The organism is Arthrobacter sp. Soil_C_49, assembly GCF_057656635.1.
In genome coordinates, this window is sequence record NZ_JBDGJZ010000015.1 from 37,453 (window position 1) to 63,438 (window position 25,986).

The following is a 25,986-nucleotide window of genomic DNA, read 5'->3' on the forward strand; positions in this document are numbered from 1 at the left end:
GCTTGTGGAAGTAGCGGCCGTACGATGTGGAAAATGCGGGTACCTGCAGAAGCCCGGATACGGGGCTAAAGGACGGGCAGTACGTAGGGCTCGCGGGCCGTATTGTCCTTGCCTGCGGCGAGGGCAGTGAGCTGCGCACGCGACTCCACGCCGAGCTTGCGGTAGATCGCTGTGAGGCGTACTTCCACGGTCCGGACGGACACGTAGAGTGTGGCCGCAATCTCCTTGTTGCGCATGCCGCGCGCCACCATCTGCGCCAGCGATCGTTCGTGGTCGGCCAGCATCAGCATGGCAGGGTTGCCCTTGGCGCGTGAGGGTTCCACCCGTTCATCCAGGAGCAGCGAATCAACATGCTGGGTCCAGGCGTCGGCTCCCGCCTCATCGAACATCACCTTGGCGCGGAGCATCGCATCGCGGGCCTCGCGCAGCCGGCCGAAGGCGCCCAGCCGCTCCGCGTAGCAGAGCAGGGTCCGGGCCCGTTCCAGCAGGGAGTCGTGGCCGTTCCGGCTCTCGAGTGCCTGGCAGAAAAGCTGCAGTGACTGATCGCCGTCGGCGAGCATGGCCCGGCTCCGGGCCACCACCATCATGAGCCACGGTGACCGCAGCCCCACGGACCGGCTTTCCAGCCGGTAGAGCGCCTGGCTGGCCTCGCGGTGCCGGCCCAGCCGCACCAGGACCTCCACCAGGTCCGCCTCGCACCGGAGCAACGTCGGGTTGCCGAACTCCAGGCCCAGCTCGGCCGCACGGGACAGCTGGGCCAGCGACTCGGCCAGGTTGCCGCGCATCAGTTCGAAGTGGCCTTGGATGGCTGCGAGCTGCGCGGTGATGGACCGGTGGCTTTCCGCACCGGAGAAGTGCTGGGCATCCGCTACATTGATCCGCGCCAGCGCTTCATCCCCGAGGGCTTGTGCCCGCCATACTCTGAAGACATACCGCATCCCGCGGTGGTATTTCATCTCCGGTTCGCGGAGCTCCAGGTCTTCAATAAGCTTCACCGCGGCCCGGACGTTGCCGGCCCGGATCTCGTTGTCCACGGCAAGGTAGGCGGCGGTCTCCCGCCAGTTGGCGTGGCTGGGCTCTGCGGAGTTCCGCACCATCGCGAAGGCTTCCTGGGCAAGGCCATGATGCTCCGCGTAGCTCAGGGCGCGGCCGTGCACCAGCAGCCCGGCCACCCAGGCGTTGCCCGCCTGGTCGTTCTTGCGCTTGAGGTTTTCGGAATTCCCGCTGATGGCTTCCACCAGGAGCTTGGCCTTGTCCGCCACTGCCAGGCACTCAGGGGAGGCTGAGCCCTGGAACTCTTCGGCGTAGCGGAGCAGGGCAGCGGCGTCCTTCAGTTCCCAGCGTTCGGCGAAGTACAGCGAACCGACGGCCAGCAGCTTGGCCGAATACGCCGGATCATGCTGCCCGAATTCCTTGACCAGGCGCAGCACCATGCTGGCCCGCACCGCAGCACCCTGGAGGAACTCGATCTCGAACGACAGGCCTGTCAGCCGGAGAATCAGCGCAGGGTTCCGCGTCACCCGCCTGGCCCAATCAAGGTAGCGCCTGGCGTGAACGAATTCACCGCGGTTGAACAGCAGCTCCGCGACGGTGGTCAGGCGCGCGGCCGTTTCAGCCTCCCACGGGTTGATGGTGAGGGCCCGCTCAATGTATTCAACGGCGAAGGCCACTTCCCCCGCCCGGATGAGCTCAACAGCAAACCGGAGGAGTCCAAACGGCGTTTGCCGCTCCAGTGCGGTGAAGCTCAAATGCCATCTGCGGGCGTACGGATCCGAGTCGCCGGCCGCCTCGGCCAGGGCCCGGTGGCTTGCGGTGCGCACAGCCGGTGTCATTGCGGAGAAGACGTAGCCGCGGAGCAACTGGTCCCTGATCCCCAGATAGGGACCCGAACGGCTGACCAGGCCGGTGGCAAGGAGTTCATCCACCCCGGTCCAGACGTCGCTGTGGATCTTCTCAAGGGTTGTGATCCCGCTCCGGAAGGAGAGCGACAGCAGGTCAAGGGTCTTCCGCGCTGCCGGTGTAAGCCCGCCCAGCGCAGACGCAAACTCTGCCTCGAAGCTGCCCCTGGCGGGCAGCGGAACGGGGAGGGCGTACTTCCCCTCCGCCTGGCGTTCCAGCAGGGCGTTGTAAAGTTCGACGGCGGCCAAGGGGTTTCCCTGCGATGCTGCGGCTACTGCATGTACTGCCGCCGTCGCTGCCTGGCGCGCGGGGATGGCCTCCAGCATGCGGACGGTGTCGTTATAGCCCAGGGCACCCAGCTGCAGGACAGGCAGGCTCGAGAACGGGCTGTCCGTGGTGTCTTCACGCACGCCGGCGAAGACCGCGAGGTCAGTTCCCGCCAGGCGCCTGGCAAGGTAGCCGATGATGGCCTGGCTGCTCGGGTCCAGTTGGTCGGCGTCGTCGATCACCACAATGGTGCGGGACGATGAACGCTGATGCAGCCCGGTAAGCAGCATGGTGGAGACTGCGGCCACGTCCAGGGCCCCGGAAGTATCACGAAGAAGTTCATCGGCGATCCGGTTGAGGACCGGATCATCCATGCCGTTCAGGAGTGCCGTAAGTCCGGACAGCGGCCAGTCCGATTCGGAGACGCTGGCGCGAAGGAACACCGTCCGGTAATCCGAAAGCCGGGGGATCTCGCTAAGCAGTGCGGATTTTCCCAGCCCGCGGGAACCCGTCACGACGAGGGCCGCTTCCTTGGGGCCCCTGATCACGGACAGGATCCGGTCAAGTTCCTTGCTTCTGCCAATTAACGACATGGGGTCCCCATCCATAGAAGGAGACCAGTTTCCTGCGTTGTCAGTTACAGCATTTGTCGCACTGCACCATCCGGCCAACGTGCATGACCGTAGGTTCAGCAAAGCCGGCCGCTTGAAGCGCCCAGCCCGGTTCCCAGCCGTGGAGTCAATATAGCCCCACGTCAAAAAGGGGCACCACCGTTAACGCGCTGGATTTCATCAAGATTTCTCAAGTGCCCGTGAGGAATCAGGCGGTGCACATGAGGTGCTCCAAGTGGAAGGATGCCCGGTTTGGATCACCGGTTTTTGTGCCGATGCACAGCCTTCCGTGCTTCGCGGTGCGTCTAGGGTGGGAGAAACGTGTGATCAACCGCACTCAACGGCGGCCTCCTCCGGCGCGCGGGCCACCGCCCGCCGCCGTCCCAGGCCATCCATTTCCCAAAGAACCAAAGGACGGCGCACCCATGCCCGCTGACCAGCAATTATCAAAGTCGCTCAAACCGCGGCACCTGTCCATGATCGCCATCGCCGGTGTTATCGGTGCCGGGCTCTTCGTGGGCTCCGGTGCCGCCATCCAGCAGGCAGGCCCCGGCATCCTGCTGGCCTACATGGCTGCCGGAGTAGTGGTCATCCTCGTGATGCGCATGCTCGGGGAAATGGCCGCCGCCAACCCTGAGACGGGCTCCTTCTCCACCTACGCGGACAAGGCGCTCGGCAGGTGGGCCGGTTTCAGCATCGGCTGGCTCTACGCCTGGTTCTGGATCATTGTGCTCGGCATCGAAGCCACCGCGGGCGCCGCGATCATGCACCGCTGGGTTCCCGGGATCGACCAGTGGGTCTGGGCCCTTGTCCTGATGGTCCTGCTGACCCTGACCAACCTGGGCTCCGTAAAGTCCTACGGTGAGTTCGAGTTCTGGTTCGCCTCCATCAAGGTCGCGGCGATCGTGCTGTTCCTGCTCTTTGGCGTGGCCGCCATCCTGGGGCTCGTTCCCGGCGTCCCGGCGCCCGGGCTGAGCAACCTCATGGACAACGGCGGATTCCTGCCCAACGGCCCGGGGGCGGTGCTGGCCGGCATCCTGGTGGTGGTCTTCTCCTTCTTCGGCGCCGAAATCGCCACCATCGCGGCCGGTGAATCCGAGAACCCCGTTGACGCCGTCAAGAAGGCCGTGAAGTCAACCGTCTGGCGCATCCTTGTCTTCTACATCGGTTCCATCGCCATCGTAGTCACCCTGCTGCCCTGGAACGACGCGAGTGTTGCCAAGAGCCCCTACGTGGCAGTGATCGAGCTCTTCGGAATCCCCGGCGCCGGAACCATCATGGACATCGTGGTCCTGACCTCGGTGCTGTCCTGCCTCAACTCCGGCCTGTACACCGCCAGCCGCATGCTCTTCTCCCTCTCCCGGCGCGGGGACGCCCCCGCGGCGTGGACAAAAATTTCCCGGCGGGGAGTGCCGGCAGCGGCAGTACTCGCCTCCACGGTGGTGGGTTTCATCACGGTCGGCCTTAACTACATTGCCCCGGACACCGTCTTCCTGTTCCTGGTCAACACCTCCGGCGCCATCGCGTTGTTCGTATGGCTTGTCATAGCCTCTTCCCAGCTGGTCCTCCGCAAGCGGATGGGAGCTGCCGCCAAGGACCTGGCACTGAAGATGTGGCTCTTCCCCTATTTGACCTGGGTGGCAATCGTCAGCATTGTGGCCCTGCTGATCGGCATGGTCATCCTGGAGTCCACCCGCGAGTCCCTGTTCCTCTCGCTGGCCCTGGCCGCCGTGGTGGTGGGCATCGGCGTGTGGCGGTACCGCCGCCGGGGCCCCGGGGCGGCAGCGGAGGAGGACGCCACCCAGGATGTACCGGTGGCAGCCGAGCCGTCGGCCTGATACTCAAGGCCAGGCGGCGGTTTTCCACATAGCCGGTTTCTTTCCGCCGCCCGGACAACCATGGGCATAGCCTTGGAGTCAAGCGCGAATCGCCTATCCGGTCCAAATGCACTAAGATATTGAAGTCTGTGCTGCGTCCTGCTTCCGTTCCTGAAGGCAAGGCATTGCATGGCATCGCAAATGAACCTCCTGTTACGGAAATGCCGTAACCGCTTAGCCCAAAGGAGGTGGGTTCACATATGCGTCCTTACGAATTGATGGTAATCATCGACCCCGAGGTCGAAGAGCGTACCGTTGAGCCGTCGCTTCAGAAGTTCCTGAACGTCATCACCAACGATGGTGGAACCATCGAAAAGGTTGACATCTGGGGCCGTCGCCGTCTGGCTTACGACATCAAGAAGAAGTCCGAAGGTATCTACGCCGTGGTGAACTTCACCGCCAAGCCGGAAACCGCCAAAGAACTTGACCGCCAGCTGTCTCTTAACGAGACCATCATGCGCACCAAGATCACCCGCCCCGAAGAGCAGAAGGTTGTTGCTGAGTAATTTCAGCACCAGTTTTCATTCTTTACCCGCAGGAAACGCACTCTTCACCCAGGATCGAACAAGGAGGCAGTAGATGGCAGGCGAGACCACCATTACGGTCATCGGTAACCTCACCAATGACCCGGAATTGCGGTTCACACCGTCCGGTTCGGCAGTAGCGAACTTCACCATCGCTTCCACCCCCCGCACCTTTGATCGCCAGTCCAACGAGTGGAAGGACGGGGAAACCCTGTTCCTCCGCGCCGCTGTATGGCGTGAAGCGGCCGAGAACGTCGCGGAGTCCCTCACCAAGGGCATGCGCGTGATCGTTACCGGGCGCCTGAAGAGCCGTTCCTACGAAACCAAAGAAGGCGAAAAGCGCACCGTTATCGAGCTTGAGGTCGATGAAATCGGCCCGAGCCTGCGCTACGCCAACGCCAAAGTCAACCGCACCCAGCGCTCCGGCGCGGGTGGCCAGGGCGGCTTCGGCGGCGGCAACAGCGGCGGTGGCTTCGGCGGCGGCAACTCTGGTGGAAACCAGGGCGGCAACTCCGGCGGAGGCTGGGGCGGCGGCAACCAGCAGGCTGCACAGGACGATCCCTGGGCGACGCCCGGTGTCTCCAACGCAGGCGGCTGGGGCAACGGCCCGGATTCCGAACCTCCCTTCTAACAACCAATAAAGGCCCGACGCCGGGACCGCCCAAAGCGCCGCAAGGCACCAAGGCGGAAGCCGCCGTCGGACCACCACCATCCCGTGGATCAATATCCACGGGCTCCCTAGAATAGGAGCTCCACGATGGCTAAGGCTGAACTCCGTAAGCCCAAACCAAAGTCCAACCCCTTGAAGGCCGCTGACATCACTGTCATCGACTACAAGGACGTAGCATTGCTGCGCAAGTTCATCTCCGACCGCGGAAAGATCCGCGCCCGTCGCGTCACTGGCGTCACGGTGCAGGAACAGCGCAAAATCGCACAGGCAATCAAGAACGCCCGCGAAGTTGCCCTGCTGCCTTACTCCGGCGCTGGCCGCGGCTAAGGAAGGGATTAACTAACATGGCAAAGCTCATTCTGACCCACGAAGTAACCGGTCTCGGTGCTGCTGGCGACGTTGTTGAGGTCAAGGACGGTTACGCACGTAACTACCTGCTGCCCCGCAACTTCGCCCTGACCTGGTCGAAGGGTGGCGAGAAGCAGGTTGAGTCCATCAAGGCTGCCCGCGCCGCCCGCGAGCACGCTTCCCTGGAAGACGCTCAGAAGCAGGCTGCTGCACTCTCCGCCAAGCCGGTCAAGCTCGTTGTCAAGGCTGGCGAGACCGGACGCCTGTTCGGCACCGTCAAGCAGGGCGACGTTGCTGACGCTGTTGAGGCCGCTGGCCTTGGCCGCATCGACAAGCGCAAGGTTGAACTGCCGGCACACATCAAGTCGGTCGGTTCCTACCAGGCCAACGTCCGTCTGCACGACGACGTTGCTGCTGTGATCGAACTCGACGTAGTGGCTGGTAAGTAGTTTCTTACTGCGTGAAGACCCCCGTTGCCGGATTCCGGCGGCGGGGGTTTTCTGCTTGCGGGGAGGTCAGGGGCTGTGAAGTTCCGCCATGACGTGCTGGTAACCGGTCCGGACCATCTCGGCGAGTACCGCGCGGTCCACGTCCTGGAGCCTGTTGATGTAGAGGCACGCAGCCCCGGTCCTGTGCTTGCCCAGCGCGGCCAGCAGGCGGCCCGCGTCCGGGCCGTAGGTGAGTCCGTACAGGGCAAGGTTTGCCTTGCGCGGTGAAAATCCGACGGCGGCCGAGTCACCCTCCCGGCCGCTTTCATAGCGGTAGTGGTACCGGCCGAAGCCAACGATGGTGGGGCCCCACAGTACCGCCTTCTGGTCCGTGACGCCGTGCATGAGCTCAAGCAGCTCGAACCCGTCCGCCCGCCTGCCAGGGTGGTCCACCGACGCCAGGAATTCCTCAACAGACCTTGTGGTGGGCTGCGTTTTATTCTCCGCCATGGACGCAGTGTTGCAGACTCGCGTGGCGCCCGCCAGTACCGGTGATAGCCTGCAGCGGTGACTTCACCATCCCCGCTTTCGCGATCCCTGCGCAACCGCCCCTTCCATCAGGTCGACGTCTTCTCGCGCGGGCCCTACCGGGGCAATCCGCTCGCCGTAGTCCTCGATGCCGCGGGCATGGCAGCGGGCCAGATGCAGCAGTTTGCCAACTGGACCAACCTGTCCGAAACAACCTTCCTGCTTCCGCCGACGGATCCCCGCGCCGACTATCGGGTGCGGATCTTCACGGGCAGCGAGGAGTTCCCGTGCGCCGGGCACCCGACGCTCGGCTCGGCCCACGCCTGGCTGGAGTCCGGGGGAGTGCCGAAGCCTGGCGGGTTCATCGTCCAGGAGTGCGCGGCCGGCTTGGTCAAAGTGAAGCACGACGGCGGGCGGCTGGCTTTCGCGGCGCCCCCGCTGACCCGTTTCGGTCCGGTGGAGCCCGCCGTCCGGCACCAGCTGGCGGCAGGGCTGCAGGTTCCCGAAGCTGCCATCGTGGATGCTTCCTGGCTGGTCAACGGGCCTGAATGGATCGGTGTGCTGCTGGAATCCGCGGAGCAGGTGCTGGCCATCGAGCCCGACTTCGCGGCCATGGGCGGGCTGAAGGTGGGGGTCATCGCTCCGCACGGACCAGGCGGGGACGCTGACTTCGAGGTCCGCACGTTCATCCCCGGTGACGCCATGACGGAGGACCCGGTGACCGGCAGTTTCAACGCCGGAGCGGCGCAGTGGCTGATCGGCAGCAACCGGGCCCCCGCGGAGTATGTGGCAGCCCAGGGAACTGTCCTGGGCCGCGCCGGCCGGATCCACGTCGCGGCTGAAGGCGGCGACATCTGGGTGGGCGGACACTCCACCACCTGTATCCGCGGCACCGTGCTGCTGTAGGAAGACGCACGGGAATACTGCGGCAGCTTGCCCCGTTCACAAGGTAGATGCATACGCATATATGATGAGTGAACGAGCACTAGGAGAAATGCCATGGAAACCCGCCGCATCACAGTCCTTTCCGCCGGGCTCGGCGTACCGTCGTCGAGCCGCCTGCTGGCCGACCAGCTGGCAGCGTCAGCCGAGCGCCAGCTCGGTGCGGCTGGTTATGCCGTGACCGTGGACATCGTCGAGCTCCGGGACCTGGCCGTTGACATCGCCAACAATTTTGTGACCGGCTACGCGGCCCCCCGCCTGGCGGAGGTCATTGCCGGCGTGGAGGCCTCGGACGGCATCATCGCCGTGACACCCGTCTTCAGTGCCTCCTACAGCGGGCTGTTCAAGTCCTTCATCGACGTCCTCGACCCCAAGTCGCTGGACGGCAAGGCGGTCCTCCTGGGCGCCACCGGCGGAACGGACCGGCACCAGATGGTCCTGGACTACGCCCTGCGCCCGCTGTTCAGCTACCTTCGCACCCGGATGGCCGCTACCGGCGTCTTCGCCGGACCCCAGGACTGGGGAACGTCGGACGACGGCAGTTCCACCCTTGCCGAGCGCATTAGCCGGGCCGCGGGTGAATTCACCCGCCTGCTGGAAGGGCCCCAGCCGGGGCGGAAGCCCGCCCCGATGGAGTCCCTGCCCTTTGAACAGCTGCTGGCGGGCATCTCCGGCGCCCGCTGACGGTGCGGGCTCCGCAGCGAACTTTCGGAGTGCGCCGCTCGTTGTGCCGAACATGAAATGTCCTGTGGATTCCGTGGAACTGATGATGACAGAGCGCAGCGGCGTGGAGATCGACTACTGCCCGCAGTGCCGGGGGGTATGGCTGGACCGCGGAGAGCTGGACAAGATCCTGGACCGTGCGGCCGGCAACATGCCGGGCCAGCCGGCTGCCCGCCCCGCCCCGGCCCCCGGCGTCGTGCCCCCGCCGCTCTACCCCAACTTTGAACCCCGCCCCAACCCGGAACAGCGCAGGGACCAGCGCGGCTACGATGACCGCCGGTACGACAAAAGGGACCACGACCGGGACTTTGACAGCCGCCGGCACAAAAAGAAGGAAGGCTGGCTGGGGGAGCTTTTCGACTTCTAGTACGGGGGAACTCAGTCTTCCAGCAGCTCGATGAATTCCCGGGCCTGCTTGAGGGTGATGTCTGAGTGCCGTGTCAGCGCCGTCGCGGCCGCCTCGGTGTCCCCGCTGCGGGCCAGCGTGCGGATGCGGCCGTAGATTTCGTCATTAAGCATGTTGCTGCTGACTTCGCGGGTCACGTCGCCTTTGCTGGCGATGGCCCGGTACCGGTAGGGGAAGCGCTGCGGCTCGTCGTCGTCATCGTCCTCAGCGGCCGCCGGGGCTGCCTCAGGGCTGCGATAGGGCTGGGGGTGGGCTGCCATCGCCCCCACCGCGTCCCGGGACGCCCGCAGGCCTTCCCCGGTTGCCTCATAGTAAAGCTTGATCGCTGCCATCGCCTGCCCCTGCGCAATCAGGGCGTAAAGCCTGCGGTGTTGCTCTTCCGAAAGTTTGGCTGCGGCAGTCCGGGCCAGCTCCGCCGCGGTGGGGGCAGGCCCGGCCGGTTCCGCGCTGCGGGCGGCCTTCCGCCTGCCGAGCATGCGGACGGCCAGTGTTACTCCGGCAACCACTGCCAGGAGGATAAGGACCGGGGCCACAAGCGATTCCATGTCTAACGCCGTTCTATGTGCTTCCTGGCAGCAGCCAGGTCCGATGATGCCTGGGCGTTCTGGCTTGGCCTGGTGATCCGATCGAGCTGGGCGCGGGCAGCGGTGGCGGCCTGGACCTGGGCCGCATAGTGCTGCGCGGAACGCTCGGCCAGGTCACGCTGGTATTTTTCGGCGTCAGACATCCCGGAGTCGCGCGGGCTCAGGGCCGTAAAAAGACCCCAGATGAGCGCCACCAATACGATCGCAGGCAACAGGACCAGCAGTAGTTCGCCCATGCATAGAGCTTATGCCAGATCCGGGTTATCCACAGCAATATTCGTCCTGCCGCATACAGGCGGGCCTGAATCACAGGCTGCCCTTGCGAAGGGAATATGAGGCCGGCCACACAACGCCCGCCGCACCTGCCGTGCGCTGCAAGGAGCGTTTCCCGGCCCCTCCGGGCGATACGCGCTGTGGATGAAATTCCACAGAAGAAATATTTACTCCACAACCTCGGATCGACGTTTCCGCTGGTCAGAGCCCTTAAGGCGCTAAAACTTTTTTTGTTTCCACAGGTTTCCCCACAGGCTGTGCACAAGCTATGCCCCGTACTGCACAGGTTATCCACAACCCTTGAAGCATGTTGGCTTTGAGGCGCGACTCCTGGCGGCTAGCGTAGCGGGGTACCTGTTCTTCGGCGCCCCGGACGGTTTCCGGGGAGGCATTTGGCACGGCTGGGGAGAACCACTCATCCCGCAGTAACGGCCCGATGTGGAAAACCTGTGGATAGTGGGGATAACTCCTGCCGGCGGCCTGTGTGGTGGCTGGCGGCAGGGATTGTCAGAGCCCGCCGGTATACCTGGACAGGTGGCGGAGCGCGGCTTTTCCACGCAATGCATCAGCAGGACGTTTAGTCACCGGGCACCTCGGTTCCCGGTACACAATGGAGGACGGCAGCTTTGTCTATAGCGCATCTGGACCCGGTCGAGGCCACCCGAGGATCGGACGCGAGCCGGAAGCCTCCACAGGACATTGCCGCGGAGCAGTCTGTCCTCGGCGGCATGATGTTGTCCAAGGACGCCATCGCCGACGTCGTGGAGATCCTCCGCGGCCAGGACTTCTACCGCCCGGCCCACGAGACCATCTACGAGGCCATCATCGACCTCTACGGCCGCGGGGAACCGGCCGATGCCGTCACGGTCTCGGACGAGCTGACCAAGCGTGCCGAGATCAACAGGATCGGCGGCCCGGCATACCTGCATGAGCTGATCCAGACCGTTCCCACCGCAGCCAACGCGGGGTATTACGCCGAGATCGTGGCCGAGCGCGCCGTCCTCCGCCGGCTTGTCAACGCCGGCACCAAGATCGTCCAGCTGGGCTACGGCTCGGACGGCGAAGTGGAGGACCTGGTCAACCAGGCCCAGGCCGAGGTCTACGCCGTGGCCGAGCGGCGCACCGCCGAGGATTACGTGGTGCTCAAGGACGTCATGGAGTCCACCGTGGACGAGATCGAGGCGTCCGGCCACCGCGGTGAAGGTATGACTGGAGTGCCCACCGGCTTTTTTGAACTTGACGAGCTCACCCACGGGCTGCACCCCGGCCAGATGATCGTTATCGCCGCACGCCCGGCCGTGGGTAAGTCAACCTTTGCGCTGGACTTCGCCCGGTCCGCGGCGATCAAGAACAACCTGTCCACCGTGATGTTCTCGCTCGAAATGGGCCGGAACGAGATCGCCATGCGCCTGCTCTCCGCCGAGGCAACCATCGGCCTGCAGGACCTCCGCAAGGGAACCATCAAGGACGAGCAGTGGTCCAAGATCGCCACCACGATGGGCCGGATGAATGATGCGCCGCTGTTCATCGACGACAGCCCCAACATGTCCCTGATGGAAATCCGGGCCAAGTGCCGCCGCCTCAAGCAGCAGCACGATCTCAAGCTGGTGATCCTGGACTACCTGCAGCTGATGAGCTCCGGCAAGAAAGTGGAGTCGCGCCAGCAGGAAGTCTCCGAGTTCTCCCGTGCATTGAAGCTGCTGGCCAAAGAGCTCCAGGTCCCCGTCATCGCGCTGTCGCAGCTGAACCGTGGTTCCGAGCAGCGCTCGGACAAGCGGCCCATGGTGTCGGACCTTCGTGAGTCCGGGTCCATTGAGCAGGACGCGGACATGGTGATCCTGCTCCACCGCGAGGACGTCTACGACAAAGAATCACCGCGCGCGGGAGAAGCGGACATCCTGGTGGCCAAGCACCGTAACGGTCCCACCAAGGACATCGTTGTGGCCTTCCAGGGCCACTACTCCCGCTTCGCCAACATGGCGGCCGACGCCGGCGGAGGCGGCTTCTAGGCTGCCCTGGTCCCCCCGGGGCCAGCTCAGCCGTGGGCGGCTCGCGGCCGTGGCCGTCAGCCCCGGGCCAAGAGGTGGTTGGGGAGCCGGTTCCCCGGCGCCTTTCCCCTGATTTCCAGCAGCTCCCGCGCGTGCGCGTGGAGCCTCCTGTCCTCATCGCTGACCGGCACCCAGGCGGGGACGGGCACTGAGTTGCCCTCGGCGTCGCGCGCCACCATAACGGTGAGGCAGTAGGTGGTGAGGTTCATGTCCCGGCTCTTGGGGTCGCCGGAGCGGACGTGGACTGCGATGTGCATGCCCTTGGTGCCGGTGTAGACCAGGCGGGCCTCAACCTCCACCACGTGCCCGATCAGCAGCGGACGGTAGAAGCGGACGCCGCCGGAGAACACCGCCACGGTGTCCATTCCGCAGTAGCGGGAGGCGCAGACGTACGCGGCCTCGTCGATCCACTTCATCACAATCCCGCCGTGGACCTTGCCGCCCCAGTTCACATCGGTGGGAGCGGCCATGAAACGCAGGGTGACCCGCTCTGCCGTACCCGCGTCGGTATATTCCTGCCGGTTCATAGCTTCGACGATCTGCTCGCGGATCTTAATGCGGGCCAGGGCATGGTCGCGCTGCTCGATCTCTTCTGCGGTGACGGGCTCGAATTGCTTGACCGGGATGGGTTTTCCATCCTCACCCACAGCAACAAAGATCACCATGCACTGGCTGCGCATGGTGGCCGGACCGCCCTTGGGGTCCCCCGAGGACACCACGGTGCGGATATGCATGGATGACCGCCCGGTGTAGACGATGGTGGCTTCCACCTCCACCATGTCGCCGCTGTTGACAGGGTCAGCGAAGTGGATGTTTCCCACGTAGGCCGTGACGCAGTAGGACTTTGCCCAGCCCACGGCAGCGGCGTAGGCAGCCTTGTCCACCCACTCCAGAACAGTTCCGGCATCCACGGAGCCGCTGTGGCCCACGTCCATGGGAGCGGCCAGGAAGCGCAGGGTCACGGAATTGGAGGCGCCGGTCTCAGTCATGCTGCGATCATACTGACGCGGCCGGTTACCGGCCGGTTGGAACGGCCGGGGTGGCAAGGCAGGCACCCGCAAGTGTATTAAACGCAGCTGGCCCGTCCGCGGAAAGGCGGGCAGGCCAGCTGATGGAGGGAAAGTTAACCGGCGCGGGTGTACACGATGTCCGGCTGGGCAGGAAGCTCCATGCCCTCGCCGATGTAGAACCCGGGGTGCGGCGGCTGGTTGTACGCGATGTTCTCGCGGGCAACCGAGAGCCGGTACGCCGGATCGTGCATCAGGGTCCGGAGCCGGACGTCAGTGGAAGCGGTGGTGGTGTAGATCCGCAACTCTGTGCTGTCGGCCGACGGCCAGGCGAGTTCTTCCCGCCAGTCACCCAGGAGGTCGGCCTGGATGGCCGGCGTACCCTTGGTGCTGTTGTTGGACTTGGCACCGGTGGCGGTGAGCAGCCGGTCGCTGGATTCGCTCTCCCAGTTCCACTTGGCGATGCTGGGCGTCCCCGTGCTGGCGGCAGCGTTCCAGTCGTGGTCCACGATCTCGCGGAGCAGGTCGCCATCCCACCAGGCCAGGAAGTTGGCCGCCGGAATGTTGTTGGCAATCAGCTCCCCCTTGGCGGAGCGCAGCTCACCTACGGGCGAGTTCCAGGCTGCATCACCGCCGATGGCCCAGCCTTCGGCGCCGGCATAGCGGGGGTCGATATCACCGGCGGCCGCCCGTCCGGTGTCCTTGGTGGCGGGGATGCTCCACAACACCTCGCCGGTCCGCGAGTCCCGGAACGTTGCGCCCCTGTTGCCGCTTGAGCCCATGTCCTCGTGGGCGGCAAACGTCTCGAGTCCCGGCCGGGACGGGTCGAGGTCGCTGGTGTGGATCGCGTCGCCGTGGCCGAGGCCGGTGGTGTACAGGGGCTTGCCGTTGTCGTCGATGGTCATGGAACCGAGGACAAATTCGTCCTTGCCGTCCGCGTCCACATCCACCACGGACAGGTTGTGGTTGCCCTGGCTCCGGTACTGGGCGCCGCTGATATCCGAATCGAAGACCCAGCGCTTGGTGATCTTGCCGCCCACCAGGTCGTAGGTGGCCAGCACGGCGCGGGTGTAGTAGCCGCGGCTGAACATCATGGACGGGTGTTCGCCGTCGAGGTAGGCCACAGCACCGAGGAAGCGGTCCACCCGGTTCCCGTAGGTGTCACCCCAGGCCCCCACGTCACCGCGCGGCGGATCGTAGGCCACAGTGTCCATGATGGTGCCGCTGGCGCCGTGGAACACCGTCAGGTATTCCGGCCCGGTGAGAACGTACCCGCTGCTGTTGCGGTAATCGGCGCCCGGGTTGCCGATGACGGTGCCCGCGGCGTCACGCGTGCCGTCCGCCGTCTTCATTGCGACTTCGGCCTTGCCGTCGCCGTCGAAGTCGTAAGCGAGCAGCTGGGTGTAGTGGGCGCCGGCACGGATGTTCGGGCCCATGTTGATGCGCCAGAGCTTGGTGCCGTCCATCCCGTAGGCGTCCACATAGACGGTGCCGGTGTAGCCTGCCTGGGAGTTGTCCTTGGAGTTGGACGGGGACCACATCTGCAGGACTTCGTACGTGCCGTCACCGTCCAGGTCGGCCACGCTCGAGTCGCCGGCGGAGTAGCTGTAGGGCTGGCCGTCCTTGGTGTAGTCGTCGGCAGGTTTGTCCAGCTTGATGGCAAGGTAGTCCCGGGCCAGCGGCGTGAACTCCGCGGTGAGCTGGTCCCCGCCGTTGCCCACGGATTTGATGACGTACCTGGAGGACGCCGTTCCCGACGGATCGAGGAACGTGGTGCTGTTGCGGATGGGCTCGTCGGTGAGCTGGACGCCGTCGCGGATCACATGGAAGCCGATCTGCTCGGGGTCAAGGCCCAGCATCCGCCAGCCTACGCGGACGCCTTCGCCGGTCAGCAGTGCAACCGGGGCGCGGTCCAGCTTCTCCATCTGCCGGTTCACCACGGTCACCTTTTCGGTTCCCGCTACCGGGGACGGCGCGGATTCGCCGCCCTTGTTCACGGTGGTGACGCGGTAGTAGTACTTGATGGTGGTCAGCACGGTGTAGTCCGTGTAATTCACCTCGGTGGCGCGGCCCACGTACTCAAAGGGGCCGTCCGGGGAAGTGGACCGGTAGACCTGGTAGGCGGCAGCGCCCGAAACCTTCTGCCACTTGAGCGTGACACTGGTCTTCTCCACTGCCTTGATGTCCACCTTGGCGGTGGCCGCCGGGACGGGAGTGTTCGGGTCCACCAGGGCGGTTTCCACCGTGTTGGAGGGGACCGATTCCAGTCCGGTGCTGTCCACCGCTGTGACGAAGTACTTGTACGCCAGGCCGGCGAACGCGGTGGTGTCCTGGAAGGCCGCCGCGGTGACGTTCTCAGCAATAAGCCGGGGTTCGGCCTCGAACGAGGCCTTGCGGAAGACCTTGTAGCTGGCCGCGTCTGCCACTGCGTCCCAGGCGAGGTCAACGGTGGGTGGTTCCGACGCTGCGTTGATCGCGGTGGTGTGCAGGTTAGTGGGTCCCACCAGCAGCGGGGTGACTTCCAGGCCGTTGAGGCGCTGTCCCGAGCCGCTGATGGCGAGGTTCAGCTGCCCGTCGGAAACCAGCACCTGGTTGATGATTCTTGTTGCTGATGATGCTCTGCTGGAGGACACCTGGCCGAACGGGGTTCCTTCGGCGGCAACGTCGGTGCGGGTGGAGCCGATCCAGTCGCTGTGGTACGTCTTCAGGGCGTAGGTGCCGTTGGGGACGTCGAGCTGGAATTCGAAGCTGGAGCCGCTGAGGACGAAGTCGCGCAGCAGGTTGCTGGTCACGGCGCCGCGGTCCCGGTCGCTGAGCACCGAGATGTCCTTGAAGCCGAAGCCGCGCTCCGCCGTGTAGGCCATGGTCCGGTTCACTTCGGTGTAGCCGGCCTCGACAGGCGCTCCCACGGGCCCGAAATCGAACTTGTACTTTGCCTGTTTGGTGGTCAGGTTGAGGGTGTCGCTGGGCTCGGAGAGGCCCTTGCCGTTCATCGCGGCTACCCGGACGTTGTAGGCCGTCCCTTCGGCCAGGCCCGAGAGGTTCACCGTGGGGACGGTGGAGGTGGTGGTGAGCTTGTAGGCGCCGTACGGCTCGGAGGCCAGTTTGCGGTACACCTTGTAGATGTCCGCGCCGTCCACCGGCTGCCACTTGAGGAGCGCCCCGGCGTTGGAGACGTTGCCCGCCACCAGGCCCTGGGGCTTGGCGGGAACGGACGACGGCGGTGCGATTTCCTTGACGCGTGCGGCCAGCGGAACGCTGAGCTGCTTTACTCCTCCGGCTACGAGGCGGGCAATCTGAATCGCGCCGTATTCCTGGAAGTGGGTGTTGTCCACCGTGCCGGTGGGCCGGTTGGGATAGACGCCGGCATCGACGTGGAGGAACACGGACTTGGTGTCCTCGGGGCCGATGGCATCGTAGTAGGCGCGGCTCAAGGCGGAGAGGTCCACCAGGGCCACGCCCTCCTCGGTGGCCAGTTCCTGCATCTTCGCCACGTATTCAGGAAAGCTGACATTGAATTTGCCGGTGGCTTCCTCATAGTCCCGGCGTCCCACGGGGGTGACCAGGATGGGTGTTGCACCGCGCTGGCGCGCGCCGTTGACGTACGTGCGCAGGTATTCCTTGTAGTCGGCGGGGGAGGCGTAGCGGTCGTCGACGCCGATAGTGGCGTCGTTGTGCCCGAACTGGACCATCAGGTAATCGCCGGGGTTGATTACCCTCAGGATTTCGTCCAGCCGGCCCTGGGTGATGAAGTTCTTGGAGCTGCGGCCGCCGATGGCGTGGTTCTTGAAGGAAACCTTCTCGTCGAAGTAGCGGTCGATCATCTGGCCCCACCCGGCCTGGGGAACGAAACCGGGGTCGTAGGTCTGGACCGTTGAGTCGCCGGCGAGGTAGACGCCGGGATCCGTGGTGGCGGTGCGGGGAGCGCGGGCGGAAATGGCCAGGGAATTGATCTTGGCCGCGGTGCCGCTGAAGTCGAGGTTGAGCTGGCCGTCCACCAGCGAGATGGGGAATTCCATTTCCAGATACTGCCCGGCGGGTTTGTCCGTGGCCTGGACCTTCGCTATGGTTTCCGCCGTGATGGCGATGTTCGTGGCCTCGGTGGCGTCACCGGCGATGAGCTTGACGGTGTAGTCGCCGTTGGGCAGGTCCACGAGAAATGTGCTGCCCTGGGCCTGGACGAAGTCCGAACGCAGCGGGTCGCCCGTGCCGCGGTCCGTACCGGAGGTGACGGCGGTGTCGGTGAAGCCGAACTTCGTGGCGGCGGAGTACTGGGTGCCTGCGGGTACGGCCGTGTAGCCGTCCGCTGTGGCGCCGGGGCCGAAATCGAACTTGAACCCGCTTCCCACCGGCGGCAGGGCGGTATCCGCCTGGACCGCCGGGAGTCCGGTAAAGGCGATGGCGGCTGATGCCACCGCGGCTGTCACGGCTTTCGCGCCGGCAGGGATCCGGCGCTGCCGGGATGGTGGTGGTTGCTGGGGTTGGCGTGCTGCTTGCGGGGATTTGTTCACGGACATCTCCTTCGATGAGCGGTGGCAAAGAGGTACCCAGGAAAGTTGGAACGATTCAAAGACCTAACGACGCCGACGGTGGCTCATTGCGGTTTTGAGGGTTCCGAAGTGATGGTTCGGAATAGTTGAGACCCGGGAGAGTGATGCAGCTCGCACTGCAGCACTCATTGGTTTATCAGGCAGCGGCGGCTACTGGCAAGCGTTTTCCCATCTTTCCCTGAGTTTTTCTGGCACTAGTTGTTAGGAAGTGTTCGGCCGTTCGCGAGCGGCGGTAACGGGAGAAGCCGGCGGGGAGGGGTGCCAGTTGCCCGAAATCGCCGGAAAGCGCCCCGCTCGCCGTTCCGGAACGGCGTCTCCACACGCTTCCGGCGAATTGGGCGCGCGTGCCGGTGGCGCGAGGCTCCGCAGGGCGTTAAATGCCGACGGCGGATGCGCACCCAAGTGCCCATCCGCCGTCGTGCGGTTGCCGGCGTGCCCATAGCTGCCGGACCGGGGAAGGTTAGGCCAGGACGGCCAGCTTCGAGTTGCTGCGGCCGAAGAGGGCGCGGTCCAGGGAAAGTCGGCCCGCACCGGTCAGTGCCAGGGCGAACGCGGCCGCAGCCAGGAGCAGGACCAGTTCATAGCCCCCGTTGGCAGCGAAAACGCCCGCGGCAGCATGCACCATTAACAGGGCGCCGAGCATGTCCAGGACCAGGAGGGCTGCGATGACGCGGGTAAGGATGCCGAGGATCAGGGCGACTCCGCCGGCCAGTTCCAGTACGGCAATGGCCGGTGCGGCCACTTCTGCTGCCGGAACGCCCATCTTCGCGAAGGACGCCTGGGTGCCGGCGATGGTCCACTCGTTGAACTTCTGCCAACCGTGCGCTGCGAAGAGGAAGCCCAGGATAATGCGGAGGGCGGTGATGGCGGTGGTGGTAAGTCGTGACTGGTTCATGGCATCAAGTCTTCCGAATCAATTGTTGAAGTGTCAACTAATGTCGTCATAATGTGGGCTTTGTCATGCCGGCGTGGACACATCCGCGGGCCGGATTAGGCTGGCAAGGTGCCCCGCTTACCTGCTCCCGCGCCCTCCGCCCCGCCGAAAGGGCATGCCCGCGAGATCCTTCGGCTGGCGGTACCCGCCTTTGGCGCCCTCGTCGCTGAACCGCTCTTCCTGCTTGCGGATTCGGCAATCGTTGGCCACCTCGGCGTAGCGCAGCTGGCCGGCGTCGGACTGGCCACGGCAGCGCTGCACACCGCCGTCGGCCTCATGGTCTTCCTCGCTTACTCCACCACTCCCGCGGTGGCGCGCGCCATGGGGGATGGGCAGCCGGGCAAGGCCCTGGCGGCCGGGCGCGACGGCGTGTGGCTGGCCCTGCTGCTGGGCACCGTTCTGGCTGCGGCCGGATTCCTGGCCGCCGACCCTTTGATGGGGCTGCTGGGTGCGGAAGGCGAAGTGCGCGCGTTCGCCGTGGACTACCTCCGCTGGTCCATGCCCGGCCTGGTGGCCATGCTGCTGATCTTCGCGGGCACCGGCCTCCTTCGTGGCCTCCAGGACACCCGGACACCTTTGGTGGTGGCAACGGCGGGTTTTGGCCTGAACATCGTCCTGAATCTGTGGCTGGTCTACGGGCTGGGCTGGTCCGTCACCGGCTCCGCCGTGGGTACCAGCGTGGCCCAATGGGCCATGGCCGCGGTCTACCTGGCGATGGTGAAGCGCAACGCCGCGGCGCACGGCGTGAGCCTGCTGCCAAGCTGGAGCGGTATCAGGAGCATGACGCGTGTTGGTTCGTGGCTGATGCTGCGCACGCTCAGCCTGCGGATTGCCATCCTGGCCACTGTTGTTGTGGTCACCGCGCAGGGGGCAGTGAACCTGGCGGCCCACCAGCTGGCCATGACCATCTTCTCCTTCCTCGCCTTCGCCCTGGATGCCCTCGCCATTGCCGCCCAAGCGCTGATCGGCAAAGAGCTGGGGGCCTCCAACCCGCGCATGGCCCGGCTGCTGACTGCCACCATGACCCGTTGGGGGCTGGGCTTCGGCGTGGTCACCGGGGTGCTGCTGGCAGTTGCCGCCCCTTGGGCGGGCGCCCTCTTTACGTCCGATCAGCAGGTTCAGTCCGTCCTGGCCGTCGCCTTGTGGGTCCTCGCCGCGGGCCAGCCTATTGCGGGATACGTTTTTGTGCTCGACGGGGTGCTGATCGGTGCCGGGGACGCCAAATACCTGGCGCTGGCCGGTGTAGTGAACCTGGCCGTGTACGTGCCGCTGCTGGTTGCGGTGGGACTCTCGCATGCTGCGGGCGCGCAGGGACTTGGCTGGCTGTGGGCCGCCTTCGCGCTCGGTTACATGGCCGCCCGCGCCGTCACGCTTGGCCTCCGCGCCCGTTCGGACCGCTGGATGGTGCTGGGTTCGCCCTAGCTCGGACCGCCACTAAACTGGACCGGTGACCCAACCGAGAACCCCCGCAGGCACTGCTCCCGGAACGGCTCCCAGGGCTGACCTGTGGAAGCCGGTCCTCCTCCGTTCCGCAGCTGCACTGGTGTTCGGCGCTGTCACTATCTTCTGGGCGGCACCGTCCGTGGAGGTCATGGGATGGTCCGGCGGGCTCTACCTGCTGGCCACCGGCCTCCTCCTGGTCTGGGGGATCCGGGCGTCGGGGTTCCAGCGGGAAAGTGCGCCAGACAAGATGCTTTCCGCTGCCGGATCCGTGCTTGCCGGTGCGGGCGTTGCGCTGCTCCTGCTGCACGGTGATCTGCTGTTTGGCGTCATCGCAGCGCTGGGCCTGGCCGTAGCCGGAGTCCTGGAGCTGTTGTGCGGCCTGAAATTCCGCGGCAGGCACGTGCTGGCCCGCGACTGGATCGCGTCCGGAATTATTGGCTTGGGCACCGCCGCCATCCTGCCCTTCTTCATCAGCCTGGGCGCCCATGCCCTGCTCGGTGTGGCGGGCGGCGGCGCCATCATTTCCGGCGTGCTCTGGGCCCTTGCCGGGCTGACGATCAAGCACGATGCCCGCAGCGCAGCAGGAACGCCGTAAACTAGGAAGTGTCCGGTTCTACTGCTCGTAGAAAATTGTCCGGACGCACCACCGCACTACGCAAAACCAGGCCGGCCGGCGCGCCGCCTGCAGGGAGGAACCACCGTGGCAGACCAGCAACCAGGACATCCGCGCAAGATGCGGACCTCGGTGAAGGGCCCGCTGATGTTCTCCGCGTTTTGGGCCGTCGTTGCCTTTGTGGCCGTGGTGATCTTCGCATCCGGGGGCAGCGCACGCGCCCCCCGCTTCGACCTGGCGTTCACCGCGGCCGGCATCGCCTTCATCGTTACCTTGGTGATCGCGGCGATGCTCTCCATGAGCCATAAGGAGAACGCTGAGCACCTGGGCAAGGGATCGGGCATAAACCTCAGTTCAGCCCCCAAGCCGTCCCATGGCTTCGGCGCTCCTGCTTCCCAAGACCCTGCCGCGCCTGACGATCTGGACAACCCCGGCACCCGCTGACACCCCCTGCGCGGCGCTATCTCTGGCCAGATGCGCCTAGGCTGACGCCGCCTGCCGGGCCCGGTAGGCCGCCACGTGCGCCCGGTTGGCGCAGTTTCCCGTGTCGCAGTACCGCTTCGAGCGGTTCCTGCTGAGGTCCAATACCGCGGCATCGCAGTCCTCAGCCTCGCAGGTGCGCATCCGGTCCATCTCTTTGCCGCGGATCACGTCCGCCAACGCCATGGCGGCTTCGGTGCTCATCCTGTCCACGAGCGGGGCCTCAGGGGTGGTGGCGTGAAGATGCCAGTCCCAGTCGTCGTGTTTGACCAGCTGCGGCAGCGCGTTGGCGTCCCGCAGCAGGCGGTTCACGGTCGCCACGGCCGCGCCTTCATCCGCCGTCCACAACTGCGCCAGCTGGTGACGCAGCTGGCGCACGCTGTCGAGCTCGTCCTGGTCCCTGGTGCGTGATCCGCTAAATCCCTCGGCCGCCAGGAACCGGTCCAGGTCCGCAGCGGAGCCCAGTCCCTCAGTTCCGTTCGCCGCCGAGTTGATCAGATTAACCACGGTGCGAAGGGCCACCTCAGTGTCAGGGGCAAAAACCATCTTGACTCCTTACAGCGCTGTCCCGTACTGTCATGACCATTACCCCACTTTACTCCTGACAGGAGGCGACGATGTCTGCCGCACCCAACCGCACCCCCAAGCCAGGGGCGCAGGTCACCAAGCGCGGCTTCCTCGCCTCCGGCCTGGGCATTGCACTGTTCTCCTCCGCAGTTTTCGGTACCTCCGGATCCTTCGCCAAGGCCTTGCTGGAAACGGGATGGTCGCCGGGCGCGGCGGTAACAGCCCGGCTCACCGGCGCTGCCCTGATCCTCGCCGTGCCGGCAGTTTTCGCCCTCCGCGGCCGCTGGCACCAGCTCCGGAACAACTGGGTGACCATTGTGCTCTTCGGCCTGATCGGCGTTGCGGCCTGCCAGCTGTTCTACTTCAACGCCGTGGCAAGGCTTTCGGTGGGGGTTGCCTTGCTGCTGGAATACCTGGCACCGGTGATCATCGTGCTGTGGCTCTGGGCGGCCAGCCGGAAGCGCCCCCGGGTGCTGACCTTCGGGGGGACCCTGCTGTCGCTTGCCGGCCTGGTCCTGGTCCTTGACCTCACCGGCGCGGTCAAGGTTGACGTTGTGGGTGTTCTTTGGGGTGTCGCGGCGGCGGTCTGCCTCGCCATCTACTTCTTTATCACCGCGAAGGAGAACGACTCGCTTCCGCCCATCGTCCTGGCCTCGGGAGGGCTGCTGGTAGGCGCTGCCGTGATGTGGCTTTCGGCGGCCACAGGCCTGTTGCCCATGGCCTTCAGTACCGCCGACACCACCCTTGGTCCATGGGTTGCGCCGTGGTGGGTATCGCTCGCCGGGCTGATCATCCTGGCCACAGTGCTGGCATATGTTTCCGGGGTTATGGCGGCGCGGGCGCTGGGCTCCAAGGTGGCGTCCTTCGTATCGCTCACCGAAGTCCTTTTCGCCGTGATCTGGGCATGGCTGCTGCTGGGCGAACTTCCCGCCCCGATTCAACTTCTGGGCGGCGCACTGATCGTGGGCGGCGTCATCCTGGTCCGGCTCGACGAACTGCGCACTCCTGCGGCCGAACCGGGAGCAGGGGGCGTGGCGGCACCCAAAGCGGCGTCCCCGCTGGAACACGCGAACGACGTCGAGCCCGTCCCCTAACGGAGGCCCGTTCGCTAACGGAGGCCGTCCCTTAACGGAGCCTCTCCCTTAACGCCCGAGGGCCCGGACACCTTGCGGTGCCCGGGCCCTTCCAGGAGTATTTCCGGTGCAGGTGTTACCCGTGCGAAGTGTCGGACTGCTGCTCGGCATTCTGCGTGGCCTTGTTGCCGGCTTCCCTGAGTGCTTCGGCGACCTGGTTCAGCAGGGCGGTGTGCTGCCCGTCCCACTCGCCTTTGAACTTATCCGCGTCCGGGCCCCTCCAGTCGGTGCCGTGCAGGACCTTGGTGAGTGTGTTCCTCTGCGTCTCGATCTCGGACGCACCTGACTTGAGCTTGTTGCCGAGCTGGCGAAGCTGGTCAACGTCTGCACCCCAAATAGCCATGAATATTCTCCTTGTAAATCGTGGATCCGAACCAGGTCGGCGTCCCCAGCGGCCCCCCGGCTTCTCCGGAAGATCCAATGCCTCAAACCTATCCCGGCCCGCAAAACAGTGTCGATGGGCACCACTGCCCATGCCGGGCTCCCCATGAACAAGGAAGCCCTAAACCTTGGCGGAGGGGTCGATCCTTGGCGATCCAGAGCCTAGCATGGCGGTATGTGCCGGAAAATCCGAACCCTCCACAACTTTGAACCGCACGCCACCTCGGAGGAGGTGCACGCCGCCGCCCTGCAGTACGTGCGCAAGGTCAGCGGCAGCACCAGGCCGTCCAAGGCCAACCAGGAAGCCTTTGAGGAGGCGGTCCACGAGATCGCCCACATCACCCAGCACCTCCTGGATTCGTTGGTGACGCAGGCGCCGCCCAAGGACCGGGATGCCGAGGCTGAGAAGGCAAGGGCCCGTGCAGCTGTGCGCTACGGCGCTGCCTGAGCCTTACGCCTTCCTGCCAAAATTGCGCAGCCGCAGCGAGTTGGCAACCACCAGGACGGAGCTGGCTGCCATCGCGGCGCCGGCGATCATCGGATTCAACAGGCCCAGGGCGGCCACCGGGATGCCCACGGCGTTGTAGAAGAACGCCCAGAACAGGTTGGTTTTGATGGTGGCCAGGGTCCTGCGGGAGAGTTCAATGGCCTGCACCACCTGCGACAGGTCGTTGCCCATCACCGTCAGGTCCGCCGCCTCGATGGCAACGTCCGTGCCCGATCCCATCGCGATGCCCAGATCGGCCTGCGCCAGTGCCGCAGCATCGTTCACGCCATCGCCGGCCATGGCGACCGTGGCGCCGCCCGCCTGCAGTGTTTTCACCAAGTCCACCTTTCCCTCGGGCAGCACCCCGGCGTAGACGTCCCCTGGCGGAATTCCGACGGCGGCAGCCACCTGTGCGGCCACGGCGGCGTTGTCTCCCGTGAGGAGGATGGGCCGCAGGCCGAGAGCCTTCATCCGTTCGACGGCGGCGGCTGAGCCGGGCTTGATGGTGTCGCGAAGGCTGATGATGCCGGCAGCTGTGCCGTCGACGGCCACCCAGATGGCGGTGGCGCCGGCGGCTTCCGCCGCTGCCTGCGCCTGGAGTTGGGTTGGGGTGATGGCGATACCGTTGTTCTCAAGCCAGCCGGTTCGCCCGGCCGTGACCTGCCTACCCCCAACGGTTCCCGTGACGCCCCCTCCCGGCGCCGACCGGAAGTCCTGCACCGCCGGCAGGTGGCCGGCGTCGTGCGTTGCCTGGCGGTTCCCGTCCGCCTCCTGGGCGGCAGCAGCGGCGGCAATGGCGCGTGCCACCGGATGCTCCGATGCAGCCTCGACGGAGCCCGCCAGCAGCAGGACTTCGCGCTCCGCAAACCCTTCGAACGCGAGGGTGGAATGCACTGCCAGTGCGCCGGTGGTGACGGTGCCGGTCTTGTCCAGCAGGATGGTGTCCACTGTGCGCGTGTCTTCAAGCACCTGCGGGCCCTTGATCAGGATGCCCAGCTGCGCGCCGCGGCCGGTCCCGGTCAGGAGGCCAACGGGAGTGGCAAGGCCCAGGGCACACGGGCAGGCGATCACCAGGACCGCGACGGCGGCTGTAAAGGCAGAACGCAGCCCGCCGGTGGCTCCCGGGCCGGCAACAAGCAGCCAGAGGACAAAGGTGAGCGCGGCGACAGCCAGGACCACGGGAACAAATACCGCGCTGATGCGGTCCGCGAGGCGGGCGATGGGAGCCTTGCCCGTCTGGGCCTGGGACACCAGGCGCGCCATCTGCGCCAGCGTAGTTTCCGAGCCCACACGGGTGGCCCTGACCAGAAGCCGGCCGGAGGTGTTGATGGTGGCGCCGGTGACCCGGCTGTCCGGCCCCACCTCCACCGGCACCGACTCGCCGGTTACCAGCGAGGCGTCCACGGCAGAGGATCCGTCGATGACAACGCCGTCGGTGGCAATTTTTTCGCCGGGACGGACCACCAGGACGTCGCCGGCCTGAAGCTGTTCCGCCGGAACCCTCCGCTCCCGTCCGTCCTTTAGGACGGTGGCATCCTTCGCACCCAGGCTCAGGAGGGCATGCAGGGCGTCGCCCGCCTTTTGCTTGGCGTTGGCCTCAAGGTAGCGGCCCAGGAGCAGGAACGTGGTGACCACGGCGGCCACCTCAAAATACAGGCCGCCCGGCCCCATTCCCTCCATACCGGGGTGCTGGGTGAGCAGGGGATCGGAGAACAGCTGCCAGGCTGAGAACAGGTAGGCGGCGGACACGCCGATGGACACCAGAGTGTCCATGGTTGATGCGAAATGGCGGGCGTTGATGGCGGCCGCGCGGTGGAACGGCCAGGCGGCCCAAGTGACCACTGGCAGGGCCAGCGCGGCGGCCACCCATCCCCACTGGGGGAACTGGAACGCAGGGACCATGGAGATCAGGAACACGGGCACCGTGAGGAGGGCGGCCAGGACCAGGCGGGGACGCAGGGTCCCGGGCGCGGCCTCCGGTGCCGGGGCGGGTTGGCGGACTTTGGCTTTGTAACCTGCGGCGTTGACCGTGTCTACCAGCTGCTCGTCACTGATGCCCGCGGGAACGGTGACGTGCGCGGATTCCAGGGGAAGGTTGACCAGGGCTTGCACGCCTTCGAGCTTGCCGAGCTTCTTTTCCACGCGGTTGACGCAGGAGGCGCAGGTCATGCCCTCGATGTCGAGTTCCACCACCCGGCTTCCGGGCTGGTGGAGAAGATCCTGGCTGCTCATGAAATCCTTATGTCCCTGCTGGTCTCAGTGC

At 65.5% G+C, this 25,986-nt stretch carries 24 protein-coding genes; 14 read left to right on the forward strand and 10 right to left on the reverse strand.

Going from position 1 to position 25,986, the window contains the following annotated elements; all coding sequences use genetic code 11:
* Nucleotides 1–65: 65 nt before the first annotated feature.
* Nucleotides 66–2,759: an AAA family ATPase gene (locus AC3A4Z_RS19210; protein WP_498713423.1), complete on the reverse strand. Its 2,694-nt coding sequence runs from the start codon at nt 2,757–2,759 to the stop codon at nt 66–68.
* A 443-nt stretch (nt 2,760–3,202) separates the two neighbouring features.
* On the opposite strand from AC3A4Z_RS19210, the gene AC3A4Z_RS19215 reads away from it, so the two are divergent.
* The 5 genes from AC3A4Z_RS19215 to rplI all read left to right on the forward strand — a co-directional run bounded on the left by AC3A4Z_RS19215 (nt 3,203) and on the right by rplI (nt 6,645).
* Nucleotides 3,203–4,615 (forward strand): amino acid permease, encoded by a 1,413-nt coding sequence (locus AC3A4Z_RS19215; protein ID WP_498713424.1) that lies wholly within the window; start codon nt 3,203–3,205, stop codon nt 4,613–4,615.
* 239 nt (nt 4,616–4,854) lie between these two features.
* Nucleotides 4,855–5,160 carry a 30S ribosomal protein S6 gene (rpsF, locus tag AC3A4Z_RS19220; protein ID WP_015939036.1) on the forward strand — a complete coding sequence of 102 codons (306 nt, stop codon included), beginning with the start codon at nt 4,855–4,857 and terminating at the stop codon, nt 5,158–5,160.
* A 73-nt stretch (nt 5,161–5,233) separates the two neighbouring features.
* Nucleotides 5,234–5,809 (forward strand): single-stranded DNA-binding protein, encoded by a 576-nt coding sequence (locus tag AC3A4Z_RS19225; protein ID WP_050057158.1) that lies wholly within the window; start codon nt 5,234–5,236, stop codon nt 5,807–5,809.
* A 126-nt stretch (nt 5,810–5,935) separates the two neighbouring features.
* On the forward strand, nt 5,936–6,175 hold the full coding sequence (rpsR, locus tag AC3A4Z_RS19230; RefSeq protein WP_003800144.1) for a 30S ribosomal protein S18: 240 nt from the start codon (nt 5,936–5,938) through the stop codon (nt 6,173–6,175).
* Nucleotides 6,176–6,192: 17 nt separating this feature from the next.
* Nucleotides 6,193–6,645 carry a 50S ribosomal protein L9 gene (rplI, locus tag AC3A4Z_RS19235; protein WP_050057159.1) on the forward strand — a complete coding sequence of 151 codons (453 nt, stop codon included), beginning with the start codon at nt 6,193–6,195 and terminating at the stop codon, nt 6,643–6,645.
* Nucleotides 6,646–6,711: 66 nt separating this feature from the next.
* Here rplI and AC3A4Z_RS19240 read toward each other — a convergent pair whose 3' ends face one another.
* Nucleotides 6,712–7,134: a DUF1801 domain-containing protein gene (locus tag AC3A4Z_RS19240; protein ID WP_498713427.1), complete on the reverse strand. Its 423-nt coding sequence runs from the start codon at nt 7,132–7,134 to the stop codon at nt 6,712–6,714.
* Nucleotides 7,135–7,221: 87 nt separating this feature from the next.
* Between AC3A4Z_RS19240 and AC3A4Z_RS19245 the strand changes: the two genes are divergently transcribed.
* The 3 genes from AC3A4Z_RS19245 to AC3A4Z_RS19255 all read left to right on the forward strand — a co-directional run bounded on the left by AC3A4Z_RS19245 (nt 7,222) and on the right by AC3A4Z_RS19255 (nt 9,184).
* The gene (locus AC3A4Z_RS19245) at nt 7,222–8,058 is read left to right on the forward strand and encodes a PhzF family phenazine biosynthesis protein (RefSeq protein ID WP_498713574.1); all 837 of its coding nucleotides are present in this window, start codon (nt 7,222–7,224) and stop codon (nt 8,056–8,058) included.
* A 93-nt stretch (nt 8,059–8,151) separates the two neighbouring features.
* Nucleotides 8,152–8,778, forward strand: a complete 627-nt coding sequence (locus tag AC3A4Z_RS19250; protein WP_498713429.1) for an FMN reductase — start codon at nt 8,152–8,154, stop codon at nt 8,776–8,778.
* Nucleotides 8,779–8,830: 52 nt separating this feature from the next.
* Complete coding sequence (locus AC3A4Z_RS19255; protein ID WP_498713431.1) at nt 8,831–9,184, forward strand: TFIIB-type zinc ribbon-containing protein; 354 nt, start codon at nt 8,831–8,833, stop codon at nt 9,182–9,184.
* Between the two features lie 11 nt (nt 9,185–9,195).
* Here AC3A4Z_RS19255 and AC3A4Z_RS19260 read toward each other — a convergent pair whose 3' ends face one another.
* Both AC3A4Z_RS19260 and AC3A4Z_RS19265 read right to left on the reverse strand, forming a co-directional pair.
* Nucleotides 9,196–9,768, reverse strand: a complete 573-nt coding sequence (locus tag AC3A4Z_RS19260; protein WP_498713434.1) for a hypothetical protein — start codon at nt 9,766–9,768, stop codon at nt 9,196–9,198.
* A gap of 2 nt (nt 9,769–9,770) precedes the next feature.
* Nucleotides 9,771–10,043 (reverse strand): hypothetical protein, encoded by a 273-nt coding sequence (locus AC3A4Z_RS19265; protein WP_050057164.1) that lies wholly within the window; start codon nt 10,041–10,043, stop codon nt 9,771–9,773.
* 663 nt (nt 10,044–10,706) lie between these two features.
* Between AC3A4Z_RS19265 and dnaB the strand changes: the two genes are divergently transcribed.
* Nucleotides 10,707–12,089, forward strand: a complete 1,383-nt coding sequence (gene dnaB, locus AC3A4Z_RS19270) for a replicative DNA helicase (RefSeq protein ID WP_493971340.1) — start codon at nt 10,707–10,709, stop codon at nt 12,087–12,089.
* 56 nt (nt 12,090–12,145) lie between these two features.
* On the opposite strand, the gene AC3A4Z_RS19275 is transcribed toward dnaB, so the two are convergent.
* The 3 genes from AC3A4Z_RS19275 to AC3A4Z_RS19285 all read right to left on the reverse strand — a co-directional run bounded on the left by AC3A4Z_RS19275 (nt 12,146) and on the right by AC3A4Z_RS19285 (nt 18,580).
* Entirely contained in the window at nt 12,146–13,117 is a 972-nt protein-coding gene (locus AC3A4Z_RS19275) for an acyl-CoA thioesterase (protein WP_498713437.1), read from the reverse strand.
* A 134-nt stretch (nt 13,118–13,251) separates the two neighbouring features.
* Nucleotides 13,252–17,646, reverse strand: coding sequence for a rhamnogalacturonan lyase family protein (locus AC3A4Z_RS19280; RefSeq protein ID WP_498713439.1), 4,395 nt, complete (start codon nt 17,644–17,646; stop codon nt 13,252–13,254).
* Between the two features lie 499 nt (nt 17,647–18,145).
* Nucleotides 18,146–18,580: a DoxX family protein gene (locus AC3A4Z_RS19285; protein ID WP_498713441.1), complete on the reverse strand. Its 435-nt coding sequence runs from the start codon at nt 18,578–18,580 to the stop codon at nt 18,146–18,148.
* Nucleotides 18,581–18,688: 108 nt separating this feature from the next.
* Between AC3A4Z_RS19285 and AC3A4Z_RS19290 the strand changes: the two genes are divergently transcribed.
* The 3 genes from AC3A4Z_RS19290 to AC3A4Z_RS19300 all read left to right on the forward strand — a co-directional run bounded on the left by AC3A4Z_RS19290 (nt 18,689) and on the right by AC3A4Z_RS19300 (nt 21,119).
* The gene (locus AC3A4Z_RS19290; RefSeq protein WP_498713442.1) at nt 18,689–20,041 is read left to right on the forward strand and encodes an MATE family efflux transporter; all 1,353 of its coding nucleotides are present in this window, start codon (nt 18,689–18,691) and stop codon (nt 20,039–20,041) included.
* Between the two features lie 25 nt (nt 20,042–20,066).
* The gene (locus AC3A4Z_RS19295) at nt 20,067–20,657 is read left to right on the forward strand and encodes a hypothetical protein (RefSeq protein WP_498713444.1); all 591 of its coding nucleotides are present in this window, start codon (nt 20,067–20,069) and stop codon (nt 20,655–20,657) included.
* A gap of 105 nt (nt 20,658–20,762) precedes the next feature.
* Nucleotides 20,763–21,119: a hypothetical protein gene (locus AC3A4Z_RS19300; protein WP_498713446.1), complete on the forward strand. Its 357-nt coding sequence runs from the start codon at nt 20,763–20,765 to the stop codon at nt 21,117–21,119.
* Nucleotides 21,120–21,155: 36 nt separating this feature from the next.
* On the opposite strand, the gene AC3A4Z_RS19305 is transcribed toward AC3A4Z_RS19300, so the two are convergent.
* On the reverse strand, nt 21,156–21,701 hold the full coding sequence (locus tag AC3A4Z_RS19305) for a CGNR zinc finger domain-containing protein (RefSeq protein ID WP_498713448.1): 546 nt from the start codon (nt 21,699–21,701) through the stop codon (nt 21,156–21,158).
* Between the two features lie 71 nt (nt 21,702–21,772).
* On the opposite strand from AC3A4Z_RS19305, the gene AC3A4Z_RS19310 reads away from it, so the two are divergent.
* On the forward strand, nt 21,773–22,816 hold the full coding sequence (locus AC3A4Z_RS19310; protein ID WP_498713450.1) for an EamA family transporter: 1,044 nt from the start codon (nt 21,773–21,775) through the stop codon (nt 22,814–22,816).
* 115 nt (nt 22,817–22,931) lie between these two features.
* Here the strand turns inward: AC3A4Z_RS19310 and AC3A4Z_RS19315 are convergent, their stop codons facing one another.
* Complete coding sequence (locus AC3A4Z_RS19315; RefSeq protein WP_498713452.1) at nt 22,932–23,198, reverse strand: WXG100 family type VII secretion target; 267 nt, start codon at nt 23,196–23,198, stop codon at nt 22,932–22,934.
* A 213-nt stretch (nt 23,199–23,411) separates the two neighbouring features.
* On the opposite strand from AC3A4Z_RS19315, the gene AC3A4Z_RS19320 reads away from it, so the two are divergent.
* Nucleotides 23,412–23,684, forward strand: a complete 273-nt coding sequence (locus AC3A4Z_RS19320; protein WP_498713454.1) for a DUF2277 domain-containing protein — start codon at nt 23,412–23,414, stop codon at nt 23,682–23,684.
* A gap of 3 nt (nt 23,685–23,687) precedes the next feature.
* Here the strand turns inward: AC3A4Z_RS19320 and AC3A4Z_RS19325 are convergent, their stop codons facing one another.
* A complete protein-coding gene (locus AC3A4Z_RS19325) occupies nt 23,688–25,955 on the reverse strand; it encodes a heavy metal translocating P-type ATPase (protein ID WP_498713455.1) in 2,268 nt (755 codons plus the stop codon).
* Nucleotides 25,956–25,986: the final 31 nt, after the last annotated feature.

Coding starts and splice junctions, on each gene's coding strand:
- AC3A4Z_RS19210 (WP_498713423.1), bottom strand. CDS start 2,759: ATGTCGTTAATTGGCAGAAGCAAGGAACTTGACCGGATCCTGTCCGTG.
- AC3A4Z_RS19215 (WP_498713424.1), top strand. CDS start 3,203: ATGCCCGCTGACCAGCAATTATCAAAGTCGCTCAAACCGCGGCACCTG.
- rpsF (WP_015939036.1), top strand. CDS start 4,855: ATGCGTCCTTACGAATTGATGGTAATCATCGACCCCGAGGTCGAAGAG.
- AC3A4Z_RS19225 (WP_050057158.1), top strand. CDS start 5,234: ATGGCAGGCGAGACCACCATTACGGTCATCGGTAACCTCACCAATGAC.
- rpsR (WP_003800144.1), top strand. CDS start 5,936: ATGGCTAAGGCTGAACTCCGTAAGCCCAAACCAAAGTCCAACCCCTTG.
- rplI (WP_050057159.1), top strand. CDS start 6,193: ATGGCAAAGCTCATTCTGACCCACGAAGTAACCGGTCTCGGTGCTGCT.
- AC3A4Z_RS19240 (WP_498713427.1), bottom strand. CDS start 7,134: ATGGCGGAGAATAAAACGCAGCCCACCACAAGGTCTGTTGAGGAATTC.
- AC3A4Z_RS19250 (WP_498713429.1), top strand. CDS start 8,152: ATGGAAACCCGCCGCATCACAGTCCTTTCCGCCGGGCTCGGCGTACCG.
- AC3A4Z_RS19255 (WP_498713431.1), top strand. CDS start 8,831: ATGAAATGTCCTGTGGATTCCGTGGAACTGATGATGACAGAGCGCAGC.
- AC3A4Z_RS19260 (WP_498713434.1), bottom strand. CDS start 9,768: ATGGAATCGCTTGTGGCCCCGGTCCTTATCCTCCTGGCAGTGGTTGCC.
- AC3A4Z_RS19265 (WP_050057164.1), bottom strand. CDS start 10,043: ATGGGCGAACTACTGCTGGTCCTGTTGCCTGCGATCGTATTGGTGGCG.
- AC3A4Z_RS19275 (WP_498713437.1), bottom strand. CDS start 13,117: ATGACTGAGACCGGCGCCTCCAATTCCGTGACCCTGCGCTTCCTGGCC.
- AC3A4Z_RS19285 (WP_498713441.1), bottom strand. CDS start 18,580: ATGAACCAGTCACGACTTACCACCACCGCCATCACCGCCCTCCGCATT.
- AC3A4Z_RS19305 (WP_498713448.1), bottom strand. CDS start 21,701: ATGGTTTTTGCCCCTGACACTGAGGTGGCCCTTCGCACCGTGGTTAAT.
- AC3A4Z_RS19310 (WP_498713450.1), top strand. CDS start 21,773: ATGTCTGCCGCACCCAACCGCACCCCCAAGCCAGGGGCGCAGGTCACC.
- AC3A4Z_RS19315 (WP_498713452.1), bottom strand. CDS start 23,198: ATGGCTATTTGGGGTGCAGACGTTGACCAGCTTCGCCAGCTCGGCAAC.
- AC3A4Z_RS19320 (WP_498713454.1), top strand. CDS start 23,412: ATGTGCCGGAAAATCCGAACCCTCCACAACTTTGAACCGCACGCCACC.
- AC3A4Z_RS19325 (WP_498713455.1), bottom strand. CDS start 25,955: ATGAGCAGCCAGGATCTTCTCCACCAGCCCGGAAGCCGGGTGGTGGAA.